This is a genomic window from Neobacillus vireti, from assembly GCF_036962345.1.
GTDB lineage: Bacteria > Bacillota > Bacilli > Bacillales > Cytobacillaceae > Neobacillus > Neobacillus vireti_A.
This window is the reverse complement of record NZ_JBALNB010000007.1, coordinates 481,442-494,435: the sequence shown is the minus strand read 5'-3', so window position 1 is coordinate 494,435 and position 12,994 is coordinate 481,442. Positions and strand designations below refer to the sequence as shown.

At 37.8% G+C, this 12,994-nt stretch carries 13 protein-coding genes and 1 pseudogene; 2 read left to right on the top strand and 12 right to left on the bottom strand.

All coding sequences use genetic code 11. From position 1 onward, the window contains the following. Positions 1 to 33 precede the first annotated feature (33 nt). The 12 genes and pseudogenes from V7108_RS09895 to V7108_RS09845 all read right to left on the bottom strand — a co-directional run. A complete protein-coding gene (locus V7108_RS09895) occupies positions 34 to 1,242 on the bottom strand; it encodes an acyl-CoA dehydrogenase family protein (RefSeq protein WP_335513577.1) in 1,209 nt (402 codons plus the stop codon). A gap of 159 nt (positions 1,243 to 1,401) precedes the next feature. Further along, positions 1,402 to 2,199 (bottom strand): alpha/beta fold hydrolase, encoded by a 798-nt coding sequence (locus V7108_RS09890; RefSeq protein ID WP_335568082.1) that lies wholly within the window; start codon positions 2,197 to 2,199, stop codon positions 1,402 to 1,404. A 33-nt stretch (positions 2,200 to 2,232) separates the two neighbouring features. Next, on the bottom strand, positions 2,233 to 3,300 hold the full coding sequence (locus V7108_RS09885; protein WP_335568081.1) for an LLM class flavin-dependent oxidoreductase: 1,068 nt from the start codon (positions 3,298 to 3,300) through the stop codon (positions 2,233 to 2,235). 241 nt (positions 3,301 to 3,541) lie between these two features. Further along, the gene (locus tag V7108_RS26880) at positions 3,542 to 3,727 is read right to left on the bottom strand and encodes a riboflavin kinase (protein WP_420489181.1); all 186 of its coding nucleotides are present in this window, start codon (positions 3,725 to 3,727) and stop codon (positions 3,542 to 3,544) included. Between the two features lie 62 nt (positions 3,728 to 3,789). Further along, the gene (locus V7108_RS09880; RefSeq protein WP_335568080.1) at positions 3,790 to 4,338 is read right to left on the bottom strand and encodes an NADPH-dependent FMN reductase; all 549 of its coding nucleotides are present in this window, start codon (positions 4,336 to 4,338) and stop codon (positions 3,790 to 3,792) included. 59 nt (positions 4,339 to 4,397) lie between these two features. Continuing rightward, entirely contained in the window at positions 4,398 to 4,898 is a 501-nt protein-coding gene (locus V7108_RS09875; protein WP_335568079.1) for a flavin reductase family protein, read from the bottom strand. Between the two features lie 14 nt (positions 4,899 to 4,912). Next, on the bottom strand, positions 4,913 to 6,142 hold the full coding sequence (locus V7108_RS09870; RefSeq protein WP_335568078.1) for an acyl-CoA dehydrogenase family protein: 1,230 nt from the start codon (positions 6,140 to 6,142) through the stop codon (positions 4,913 to 4,915). Positions 6,143 to 6,217: 75 nt separating this feature from the next. Continuing rightward, the gene (locus V7108_RS09865) at positions 6,218 to 7,003 is read right to left on the bottom strand and encodes an enoyl-CoA hydratase/isomerase family protein (RefSeq protein ID WP_335568077.1); all 786 of its coding nucleotides are present in this window, start codon (positions 7,001 to 7,003) and stop codon (positions 6,218 to 6,220) included. Between the two features lie 152 nt (positions 7,004 to 7,155). Further along, positions 7,156 to 7,926 carry a 3-hydroxyacyl-CoA dehydrogenase gene (locus V7108_RS09860; protein WP_335568076.1) on the bottom strand — a complete coding sequence of 257 codons (771 nt, stop codon included), beginning with the start codon at positions 7,924 to 7,926 and terminating at the stop codon, positions 7,156 to 7,158. A 38-nt stretch (positions 7,927 to 7,964) separates the two neighbouring features. Continuing rightward, positions 7,965 to 9,119: a thiolase family protein gene (locus V7108_RS09855; RefSeq protein ID WP_335568075.1), complete on the bottom strand. Its 1,155-nt coding sequence runs from the start codon at positions 9,117 to 9,119 to the stop codon at positions 7,965 to 7,967. Positions 9,120 to 9,440: 321 nt separating this feature from the next. Further along, positions 9,441 to 9,677 carry a helix-turn-helix domain-containing protein gene (locus V7108_RS09850; RefSeq protein WP_335568074.1) on the bottom strand — a complete coding sequence of 79 codons (237 nt, stop codon included), beginning with the start codon at positions 9,675 to 9,677 and terminating at the stop codon, positions 9,441 to 9,443. 87 nt (positions 9,678 to 9,764) lie between these two features. Further along, positions 9,765 to 9,977: pseudogene (locus tag V7108_RS09845) on the bottom strand (sigma 54-interacting transcriptional regulator); the annotation flags it as partial. 647 nt (positions 9,978 to 10,624) lie between these two features. On the opposite strand from V7108_RS09845, the gene V7108_RS09840 reads away from it, so the two are divergent. Both V7108_RS09840 and V7108_RS09835 read left to right on the top strand, forming a co-directional pair. Then, positions 10,625 to 11,380 (top strand): 2-phosphosulfolactate phosphatase, encoded by a 756-nt coding sequence (locus V7108_RS09840; RefSeq protein ID WP_335568073.1) that lies wholly within the window; start codon positions 10,625 to 10,627, stop codon positions 11,378 to 11,380. A gap of 1,205 nt (positions 11,381 to 12,585) precedes the next feature. Continuing rightward, positions 12,586 to 12,894 carry a hypothetical protein gene (locus V7108_RS09835; protein ID WP_335519833.1) on the top strand — a complete coding sequence of 103 codons (309 nt, stop codon included), beginning with the start codon at positions 12,586 to 12,588 and terminating at the stop codon, positions 12,892 to 12,894. Positions 12,895 to 12,994 lie beyond the last annotated feature (100 nt).

Here is a 12,994-nt window from a genome sequence, read left to right as displayed (position 1 = left end):
CCCTAAATTTTAACAGCGGAAAGGAATCTATTTTTAAAGCACTTCTGTCAATTCTTTGTTCAATTTATTCTTGTGTTCTTTTAAAAAGCGTTTGGCTACCACCATTCGATGAACCTCATCTGGACCATCATAAATATGTGCGGCTCTTGCCTCACGGTAAAACGCTTCTAATGGTGTATCCTTTGAGTAACCTAATGAACCATGGACTTGAATGGCTCTACTAATCACATCATTTAGGATTTTGGCTCCATAGAACTTAATAAGTGCAATTTCTTTTCTCGCATCTTCCCCTTGATCCATTTTCCAAGCAGCATGAAGCGTCATAAGACGTGATGCAGAGATTTCAGCTGCTGAATCAGCAATGAAATTTTGAATGGTCTGGAACTCTGCTAATGCTTGCCCACGAGTTTTTCTCTTTATGGCATAATCAAGCATTAAGTCAAAGCTGCGATTCATCACCCCTAACCAGCGCATCGCATGTGTAATACGACCAGGTCCTAATCTCATTTGAGCAAGTTTAAAACCTTCCCCTACCTTGCCTAATATGTTTTCAGCAGGAATCCGACAATTGTTAAAGTGGATTTCCCAATGTCCACCTTCACTGTAGTCCCCCATTACGCCAATATCTCTGATAAGATCAAAGCCTGGGGTTCCTTTTTCAACGAGAAACATCGTTGCCCGTTCGTGCGGAGGGGCATCTGGATCGGTAACAGCCATAACAATCGCAAAGGATGAAAGAGCAGCATTACTGATAAACCACTTCTTTCCATTGATTACCCACTCGTCTCCGTCTCTTACTGCTCTTGTTTGTAAACCGGTAGGATCTGCACCTGAAACATCAGGCTCTGTCATCGCAAAGCAAGACCGAATATCATCATTTATAACAGGCTGCAGAAAACGTGCGATTTGCTCTGGTGTTCCTGCCTTCATCAGAATTTCAGTATTCCCAGTGTCAGGGGCAGCTGTGCCAAACACTCTAGGACCAATTGGACTAGAGCCCAATAGTTCATTTAATAAACCTAAAAATACATTTCCTAATCCTAACCCGCCCACTTTTAATGGTAAATGAGCGGCCCATAAATTTTGATCCTTAACTTTTTGTTGAATCGGCTTCAATATTTCATCTGGAAGACCTACTCCTGGAACAATATGCTTTTCAGCAGGATAAACATCTTCTTCCATTATTCTCTTTGCTCTAGCTAACAACTCTTTTTGCTCTTCTGTTGGACTGAAATCGTACATATTTTGGACACTCCTTTTCTTTTAACAACATTACATTTTAAGAAATAGACCATGGGAGCAGTAAAAGGTATACCATTTATATCAAAGAAAGGTCTTTTTTAATAACAATTCCATCTGCTCCATACCTACATCTTTTATACTCTTGGAACTGAATTGATTTTAATTTTGGATAAATGACATTAGTTCCTCATTGAAACGGTCAATTTCTTCAATGAATGGAGCATGAGAACTATTTTCAAATACAACCAGTTTCGCTCCTTGAACCTCTTTCACGCAATACTCAGATAATGAAAGCGGTACAACTCCATCATGAAGACCATGGAAGAAAGCAACTGGAATTGAAATGTCACTTAACTTATCCCTTAAATCAATTTTACCTAAGTCCTCCATTGTCCTTTCCGTAAACCAAGATTGCTCCATGAAGTTATTAAAAAACCAATCTTTCATCGGTTGCCCAACATCCTGATGAAAACAACCATCAGCAATGGCACGGACTAAAGCTGGTCGGTTCGCTCGCATTGCTGCTAGAGTTTGTGTCACATTCTCTTGTGGAACACCAAAATCAAAACCTTCTGTAGAGGTATATCTCGGTACTGCTCCTCCAACGGAAACAGCTTTTGTAACCGCTCCCCCGCCAAAACGAGTCACATAATCCATCACAATCGATCCGCCAGCCGACCAGCCAACAAGGGTTGTATCCTCTAAACCTAAATTTTGAACCACTTGGTTCAAATCATCTGCTAGTTTAGAGATTTCATAGCCATGAGTAGGTTTATCTGATTTCCCGCAGCCACGGCAATCGATCGTGATGACCCTGAATGTGTCACTAAAATCAACAACCTGTCTTTCCCAAACCTGGCGATTCATGCCCCAACCGTGAACAAAAACAATAGGTTTCCCTTGTCCCACGTCTTCATAGTAATACTGTATCCCTTTTTCCACCTCAATATATGGCATCGTAAACGCCCCCCAAGTGATTGATTTAGATTTTTATAGACTTACCTTTTGTCTCCGTTGAACGGCCTTGAAATAAGGTAAAACCTCATCAGCATAACGTTTCATAGCTTTCATTACTTTACGGTGCTCCATCCCACCCATACGGAACCAACAAGATAGGCTGTTAATCCCAGCTTCTTCCGCTACCTCTAACCGATTCACTGCTTCTTTTGCGTCTGCTAATAAAGCAATACCTGATTGATTTAAACCAGCAATATTTATCGGTCCTTCCATTTCTTTAGCTACTTCTGCAAATCGTTCATATGTTTCCGGAGCTTGTTGACCTTTTGCACCTGGGATAATATCCAATACTCGGTTAAAATACACATCCATTTCTTTTTCTACATTTTTAATGGCTTGATCAGTATTATCTGCAATGTTCATTTGCAGGTTTAGATGGATGGATGGGTTAATTCCCTTTTGGATCAAACGTTCCCTCGTCCGTTTCGTAGAAGCTAGAACATCATCCATCACCATTAGTGTTGGTGTTACCATAAACTCTTGAACCTCTTTTTCTACCATTAAGTCAAAAGACGCAGGGCTAATACATGCATGATAGAATGGAATTCTTTTTTGAAGAGGTTTTGGAGTAAGCCTCAAGTTTTCAATTTGATAGAATTCTCCGTTATAACTAAAGCTATCATTCGCCCATAAACCTTGAATGATCTCAACATACTCCCAATACTTTTCCCTTGTTTTTTCCATGCTTACGCCAAGACCTTTTGCCTCATGCGGCTGATATCCACGTCCTCCGCCAAACTTTAAGCGACCATTACTTAAAATATCAACCATTGCATAATCTTCAGCAATTCGCACTGGATTATCAAAGTTTAGAATGCTGATCCCAATACCAATATCCATTTTTTTCGTAATCTGTGAGATTGCAGCCGCTGCAACCTGTGGAGAAGGCATACTTCCATATTCATTAAAATGGTGCTCACCCAGCCATACACTTTCAAAGCCAATCTCTTCTGCATACTGGATTTGTTCCAACATTTCCGAATAAGCCCTTTCATAGTTCCCATCATGACATTCGTTTACATAAAATAGACCTGTTTTCATCTACTATCTCCACTCCTTTTGATATTTTATATAGTCAAACGATCAAATAGGTTTAGTTGTTTAATGTCCTAATAATAAAATCAACCGTTTGTTTGATTTTATTATAACAAGCTTCAAAGGAGGTTTCAATAACAATTTTATAATTTTCCGAAATATTAAATAACTCTATTTCTATTAAATTAATAACATACTAGAAAACGCCAACATAAATGATAGCGTTTTCTAAAATCCTCATGTTCACTTATTTTAAAACATATAAATTAAAACGTTTTTTTACTAATTCAATATCTTTTTTGATTTGGGAAACTAAATATGAAATACTTGAAAAAGCGATTTCCTTTCTTAAGTAGAAACAAACTTTCACCTCGATATTTTTCCAATATAAGTCCTGATCAAAATCCAAGATATGAACCTCATAGTGGTTAATCCACCATCTTTTAATTGGTCAATTGGAAGTTTAACTGATGATAACACCCCCATCTTGATCAACTACTTTCTATTAGAGTAGATTAATTTATCTTGCATATGAATCATTTGTTCTGAAAGAACCTCAATGCTTCTTAATAAATCAGGATTAATAATTCCATTATGCGAATTAAAGTGCTCATTATGGGCGAATATGAAGCTTGGAGGAACATAGGCATTTAAATAACCTGCAATTGGTTTTAACTGATTTTCAACCACAAGATAATGCTGGTAGTTTCCTCCCGTAGCAGCAAAACCCATCACTTTATTTTTAAATTCGGATGGAGGCACCAAGTCGATCAAATTTTTTAACGCCCCACTGAAGGACCCTTGAAAAATAGGAGTCCCGATAATATAAGAATCTGCAGATGAAATCATGTCGATTACCTTTTTTGTGTCACCTGTATATTCTGAGGGTGGACGGCCATCACAAAATTGAACATCATATTGCTTAAGGTCTAAAATTTCCGTCTCAACCTCAGGATTCATTTTTTTAATCATATTGATTACTTCATTTACCACGATTAACGTTTTAGAGCCTGTGATTGTGCCAGAGATTCCTAATATTTTCATAGTAAGCCCCACTCCTAACATTTTTTTCATCAAAACTATTTTTGAGTTCCAATATCTTTCTATTTTTTCGGCCAATTAACTGGAATTGGACCTATATTTCGGTTGTAGTAAAGTAGTGGATTCTTTTCTGCCTTATTTAAATCAATTACTTCTCCTAAAAGGATGATGTGATCCCCTGCATCAATTTGCTGAATGGTTTTACACTCAAACGTTCCCAACGAATCTGCAATGATTGGTAAACCATTCTCCGATACCTTCCAATCCACCTTTGAAAAGCGATCTGCTTCTTTGCCGGCAAATGCCCAACATGCGGCTTCTTGCTCTGTAGAAAGGGTGTGGACAGCAAATTTTTCCGCTTTCACAAATTTATCTAAAGAAGAGACCTTTTTATCAATACTCCATAGCACAATTAAAGGATCTATGGATACAGATGCAAAGGAATTTACTGTCAAACCTGCAGGTTTCCCCACTTCATCCATCGTTGTTACTATGGTTACTCCAGTAGGATATTGACCCATAATTTGCTTAAAAACATTTGCTTTTTCTATTGTTCCTGTCATATTGCATCCTTCAATTATTTATTTAAAACCTCGACTTTTTTACTCTGACTTCTGATTTCTAATTTCGCAACAGCTTCAGCATGTACTTCATCTGGGCCGTCAGCAAATTTTAACGAACGAGCATGCGCCCATAGTTGTGCCAATGGGAAAACATCACTTACGCCGCCTGCTCCATGAACTTGGATCGCACGGTCAATTACATTTACAGCCATATTTGGTACAAGCACCTTAATCATCGCGATTTCTTTTCGAGCTACTTTGTTTCCAACTGTATCCATCATTTGAGCAGCATTTAAAGTTAACAATCTTGCTGAATCAATTTCAATACGTGATTCTGCAATCCACCTGCGGATGACACCTTGTTCAATGACTGATTTTCCAAAGGTAGCCCTTTTTTGCGCACGGTCGATCATCAGTTCTAAAGCACGTTCCGCCATCCCGACCAGGCGCATACAATGGTGAATCCGACCAGGTCCAAGACGGCCTTGGGCAATTTCAAAGCCTCGACCTTCACCGAGAATCATGTTTTCAACCGGAACACGAACATCGTTGAAGTCAACAAATGCATGTCCGTGTGGTGCATCATCATAACCATAGACAGGAAGATGTTCTTTTATTTCTACACCAGGTGTCCCCATTGGGATAATAATCGTTGATTGCTGCTTATGTCTTTCAGCATTCGGATCGGTTTTTCCCATTAAAATCATGAGCTTACAACGCGGGTCCTTAACACCAGAAATCCACCACTTTTTACCATTTATTACATACTCATCGCCATCACGCTCAATGCGAGTCGAAATATTTGTTGCATCAGAAGAAGCGACGTCAGGTTCTGTCATGACATAGGCAGAACGAATTTCTCCATTTAAAAGTGGAACCAGCCATTGTTGCTTTTGTTCAGGGGAACCATAATGTTCTAAAAGTTCCATGTTTCCTGTATCTGGAGCAGAGCAGTTGAAAACTTCTGGTCCAATTAGCGAGCGACCCATGATTTCCTTTAACGGCGCGTATTCAAGGTTTGTTAAACCTGGCCCATGCTCCTTGCTTTGTATAAATAGATTCCAAAGTCCAGCTTCCTTTGCTTGCGCTTTCATTTCTTCAATAATTGGTGGTATTTCCCAGCGGCTTTTCCCTGCGTTTAATTGTTCTTCATACACACTTTCGTTCGGTAATACAATATCTTTCATAAAAGCCGATACTCTTTCCTCTAACTCTTGCACTTTTGCACTCTTTTCAAATATCATAAAATACCCCTCCAGTAACAATTTTTAAAATCATTTAAGTAAATTCATATACACTACCTTCAGCTTAAAATTAGCTTATTTATGCGTAAATTTTGCTTGGCGTTTTTCAATAAAGGCTTGAACGCCCTCTCTAACATCATCTGAACCAAATACATCTACAAAAAGAGCTAACTCTAGATCAAGACCGGAATCAAAAGATTGATCTGTCCCCTCGTTCACAGCCTTCTTGATTCTGCTTAAAGATTGCAAAGAATGACTAGCAAGCTTTTTGGCCATTGATTTTGCCGCTTCCATGCCTTGTCCTTTCGGAACAACATGGTTAACTAACCCTATTTTCAAGCATTCCTCTGCGGAAATTGAATTTCCTAAATACATTAACTCTTTCGCTTTAGCCGGTCCAATCAACCTCGGAAGCCTTTGAGTCCCCCCAGCCCCAGGAAATAGACCTAATTTAATCTCAGGTAAACCAAGCTTTGCATGCTCTTCAGCAATACGAATATCGCAAGCCAATGCTAACTCACAGCCTCCACCAAGTGTAAAACCATTTAGCATAGCTATGGTGGGCTTTGGTAGATTTTCAATCAAATTGAATACCTCTTGATTCCCTCTAGCAATCTTTCTAATCTCTTCTTTTTCTAATCCCACCCAACTAGGAAATTCCTTAATGTCCGCGCCAGCCATAAATGCCTGCTCACCGGTTCCTGTTACAATGACTGCAATAACCTCTGAATCTTCGTTTAGGTGTGTAAAAACTTCCTTCAACTCTTGTGAGACTTGACTACTTAAAACATTCATTGGTGGATTATCCATAATTACTGTGGCAACACCATCTTGTTTAGTTAATTGAACCAGTTGACTCATCTTAAACCTCCTATTTTATTTGCTGGCTCTATTCGTAAAGATTGTTGACTTTAAGGTAGGAACATTCATTTACCACAAGTTTTAAAACAACAATCGAGCAATGTTTGGATGTAACCGATTACCATTTATCAATATCTATTTCTACTAGGTTCTTATTTCGGCTGCATTCGAATCGCTCCATCTAAACGAATAGTTTCTCCATTGAGCAATGGGTTTTGAATAATGCTTTCTGCGAGTTGAGCATATTCAGATGGGTATCCAAGTCGAGATGGGAATGGAACCATCGCACCAAGGGACTCTCTTGCTTTTTCCGGAAGAGTATCGAATAATGGCGTCTGGATTAACCCTGGTGCGATTGTCATCACTCGTATCCCGTAGCGTGCAAATTCTCTTGCGACCGGTAACGTCATCCCTACGACTCCGCCTTTTGAAGCACTATAAGCAGCCTGACCGATTTGTCCATCAAAAGCAGCAACAGAAGCTGTGTTGATGATGACTCCGCGCTCCCCTTCTGCATTCGGTACGTTGTTTACCATTTTTTCAGCTGCTAATCGTGTGACATTGAATGTTCCCACCAAATTCACTTGAATAATTTTGTTGAATCCTGTTAAATCATGAACGCCATCACGTCCCAATACTTTTTTAGCAGGGCCGATTCCAGCACAATTCACCACGGTATTGATTTGACCAAATTTTTCAATTGCCTGGGATAAAGCTTGTGAAACCTCTTCCTCATTTGAAACATCTGCTTTTGTAAAGAGGACATTATCTGAGCCTAATTTTTCAACCACAATTGCTCCTCTTTCTTCAGATAAATCAATAATAACTGCCTTGCCGCCGTTTTCGACAATTCGCGTGACAGTCGCTTCTCCTAATCCAGAACCTCCACCTGTTACTACTGCAATCACATCTTTCATTTTCATTCAATATTCCTCCTTCGTTAGGTTAAAATTTATTCTCTTTATTCCTCTATTCTCTCAATGATGGTCGCATTAGCCATGCCGTTTCCTTCGCAGATAGCCTGAAGTCCAAACCGGGCGCCTGTTCTTTCCAATTCATGAATAAGGGTAATCATCACTCGAGCTCCACTTGCACCTAATGGATGACCGAGGGCGATGGCACCTCCATTTGGATTCAGCTTAGATGGATCCGCTCCGAGCTCTTCCAACCAGACCATTGGGACAGGAGCAAAAGCTTCATTAACTTCAAAAATATCAATATCTAAAACTTCCATATTTGCCTTTTTAAGTACCTGTTTCGTCGCCTCAATCGGTCCCGTTAACATTAAGGTTGGGTCAGATCCTACTACAGTACGAGCAAGTACTTTAAAACGTGGTTTAAGACCTAATTCTAATGCCTTCTCTTTTGACATAAGCAGTAATGCTGCTGCTCCATCACTCATCTGACTAGCATTCCCTGCATGAATGATACCGTCCTCAGTGAATGCTGGTTTTAGGCTTGCAAGTTTTTCAATGGTCGTGCCACGGCGGGGGCCTTCATCCTGGGTAATCACTTGCTTTGTCCCATCTTCCAGTGTCACCTCAATCGGCATGATTTCTCGATCGAACCGACCTTCTTCTTGAGCTTTTATTGCTTTATTGTGACTTTCTAATGAAAATTCATCTGCCTTGCTACGGGTAATTCCCCATTTTTCGGCAATACGCTCTGCAGATAATCCTTGATGAATGATTTCGTGTCGAGAGGTAAGCTTTTCGCTCCAGGAAATTCCTTGGAAATTGGATAACATTGGAACACGCGTCATGCTTTCGATGCCACCTGCAATCACAATATCCATATCTCCACTCAAAATCGCTTGGGCCGCAAAATGAACTGCCTGCTGACTTGAGCCGCACTGGCGGTCAATGGTCGTCCCAGGTACATGAATTGGGAAACCAGCAGTTAGTGCAGCTGTTCGGGCGACATTCACCCCCTGCTCGCCAATTTGAGTAACACACCCTAAAATCACGTCCTCTATTAAATCAGGCGAAACTCCCGCCCGGTTCACCAATTCTTTTAGCACTTCAGCAGCCAAGTCATCAGGACGGATATTACTTAACACACCTTTTCTTCTTCCAACCGGGGTTCGAACAGCCTCAACAATTACTACCTCACGCATACTTTTCCTCCCTGTAACAATTTATTAATATAAGATTCCTATTTTATTTGGAGTTTCTTAGCCAGTCATCAATACATAATGCAATATCTGTGCCAACTTTTAAATTAAATCGCAATTCTTTGAAATTTTATTTCTTAATCTCTTGAAATGACGAGCTTTAAGACTATTAATTATGTAAAAATAATCTTAAACAAACCATAACCAAGTTAGGAAAAAATATGAATAGGTTTATCATTGTGTTTGAAATTCAAACAGGTGGTAGATTGTAATGTCTTTTTGACCAACAAAAAAAGCACACTAGAGTGCTTTTTGACTAAATGCTCAGATTTTTATATCTTTATATTTTTTTAGTTTATCGTATAGAAAGGAGCGACTAATGCCTAATAGCTTGCACGCTTGACTCTTGTTTCCATCCGCTATCTTTAAAGCTGCCTTTATCGCCATTTCTTCGGCCTTCTCTAACATTGTTTTCTCACAGTCTTCATTCTCTTCTTCTATAAATCGATCCATCCCAAATTTCTTGAGTAAATATTCGGGTAAATCTTCCAAAGAGATCATTCCATTTTCTGCAAAAACCATTGCTCGTTCAAATACATTGCGGAGTTCACGAATATTACCCGGCCAATCATACTCTAATAAAGCATTTTATACTAAGGGATTCCAACCAATAATACTAGTTCCATTTTGTTTGTTTAAATCTCGCATAAATACATGACTTAACATTAAAGTATCTTCTTTTCTTTTCCTGAGTGGAGGAATTTCAATCGAGATGATATTTAATCGATAAAACAAATCCTCTCTAAACTTTCCTTCCTCGACCATTTCTTCTAATTTCTGATGAGTCGCTGTTATTATTCGAACATCGAGCGGATCCGGTGAACAATATAGTTAATGCCTTTCACTTCATAAAATCGTCATAAAGTCCTTAATAATTTCCACATCATTCATCCCCTTATCTAAGCAGATATAGCTTTTTTATAAATTACCGTTTGAAAATTAAGAATAGTCAAGCCGATAATTGCTCGAATCTATGGAATTGTATGATATAACTACACTACTAATAGCGTATTGTACGAAAACTTATCATCTTAAAAGATAGGATGCTACAAACCCCACATCATAAAACCTATTTATACTCTTTTCAAGGCAGGTAAACAATTTTTTAATATTGGCATGGTACTTGCATGTTTTTTACACAAATAAATGTTTTTAGGAGGCTTAACGATATTAAAACAAAAGATCAATGTTTCGACTCAATCCGAACAAGAAATTAACTGTGCTAAGTTTGAAGCCTTTCTTAAAAATCAAATCGAACTTGATAAAAGCGCTAATATGGAAGTAAAACAATTTTCAGAAGGATATTCAAACTTAACCTTCCTTATTAAAATGGAAGGAAGGACATCTTACAGATAATCGATTTAGTAATTTAAATGAGGGCATACAAAATTTAATGACATTATCTTATGATGTGATTTTTTTTAATAAAAGATAAGAAAGGACACAGAATGACAAAAATCAATGTTTTACTACAAAAAGAATTGATTGATCCAAGTAGACTAAAAAATTGTGTTGTGGTTATTTTTGATGTCCTGTTAGCAACAACGACAATTACCACTCTTTTACAATACGGTGCTAAAAAAGTCATTCCCGTATTAAACAGTGATGAAGCGCTTGAAGTTAGCAAAAATCTTAATTTACCCCAAGATTCCTGTATTTTATCTGGTGAAAAAAACGGGTACTCCCTTAATCAATTTATATACCCTTGCCCATTGGAACTACTTGAATCAAATGTTGACGGAAAAACCGTTATTCTATCCACGACAAACGGAACTGTAGCTTTAAAAAAATCACTCGGGGCCCCATTCGTTTACGCCTCGTGTTTGTTAAATGGGAAATTTGTTGCGCAGAAGCTTTTACAAAACTATAACCAGCAATCCATTCTCCTTGTTTGTTCAGGAAACCATGGGTGTTTTTCGATGGAAGATTTTATCGGTGCGGGTCATTTTATACACCATTTGCACAAATTTTCTGGAACCGCATTCCAATTGTCAGATTCCGCAAAAGTGGCCGCTCAATTTTACGAACAATGTCACGAAGAGTCACTGGTAAAGCATTTTTTCACGTCACATACTGGTAAATTGTTAACATCTTTAGGATACAAGTCTTCAATCTATCATTCTGTTCAACGGGATATCTATAATGCCGTACCAATTTTAAAAACCGGGGAATATCCTTACTTGGAACTTGAAAGCTCTTTATGATTCAAAAAATGATAAAAAAGAGTATACAGTTGAAATTTGGGCAGAGCAATAGAGCAATCGAAAATCATACAATGAAAGGTTTTAGGACCTTCATTATATTAATAAGAACGATTGATTCATTACTATAAATGGGCGGGTGAATACGCATGCAATTTATTGTCCTATTGATATTTTTTGCGATCTTTTTCATTGGAGGTTATTTGATTCATGCTGCAGATTATAGTGGAAATTCTGATAATTAATAAACATTATAAGATCTCACCACCTTCAATTTTCATTTTTGGAGGTGTATATTACGAGTATCATTCATTACTTAAGAGAGTTTGAAACAAATTTACACTTAATAAACTCAAAAAAAACGACTTAATCACATTTTCATCATTATTACCATTCTGTGCAATGATATTGTATTTCTAAAGCATCTTCACTCGCTACTTGAAGTATTTCTCTTTCACATCCTTCACTATATCTTTTGATCTGTTTCTCACATTTGAATCACCCTTCAATTTTTATTGTATAGTCTAGGATTAGTTAAACTTTATTATCTATACCTTCCTAGAAGTGAGTTAAAATATTTTTTTTAACTAGATTAAACGCACCAATAAACAAACTATAATAAAAACAAAAGGTCAGTCCCATTTGAGACTGACCCTATTCACTAATTTCTGTTATCTAACCAATTGCAAATCACCTATTTGCACTTTTTTTTATATTATCATACCGATGGATGAGCAACTAATAAATCATTTGTTTTCTTATAGGAGAAAGTATTCTGAATAATTTTCAATGATTTTTTTAAATTCTTTATTGGAAATATTCTAGGTAATGTCATTGTAAACCTCTTTACCGACTAAGCAATTTCTATTGCATGTTCATTTGCAAATGCTTTGGAGGACGTTTCAGCATATAGGATTCTATCTTTATCGACGAAGTTTACCTCCAAAAGCTTAACCTGTCTGAATGCCAGTCTCATTCAGACTAGGCAAGATCCAATAAGGCTTTAGCTGTCCGAATACCGGTCTCATTCGGCGCTGTTTGAAAATAATTTCAAAAAGCATTAATGATTGCGAAAATAGCCTGAAAATAAGAGAACCCTATTCTTTTTTAAGATTAAGCTACATAGACTAATATGTTGCTTTAGTAGTTATGCATATTTCCCTTAGCACCAGCATACTGTTTTAAGAATGGAAAGGAGACTCACACCTATGGTCAAAGAGGATGTAATTAAAAAAATCGAAAGTATTACTCATCCAAAGGTACGAAATATTGTTAGAGTTTGTGTGGAACAGGGCTGTCGGTTCAAGCCACATCCAAGCAATCCAAATTTAGTGAACCTATTTGACCCTGCGCGTCGAAAAAACATCATTGGGGATATTAATCCATCAAGCCCTAGGGGATATTTCACACTTGAGGTTGAGAATGGACGTTTCAAGTCCTTTAGAAATGAAATCATCGGATTAGATATAGATCAAGCTGGTTTTGAAGAAAGCGTGCTTAAACGATTGAAGCGTTAATCCATTAAACTATTTATAATCCAAATAAACGCTTGGAACTATTTATCCAAGCGTTTTCCATATGTTTTTTTCAAATTCTGGTACTAGAATGGATTTGCTA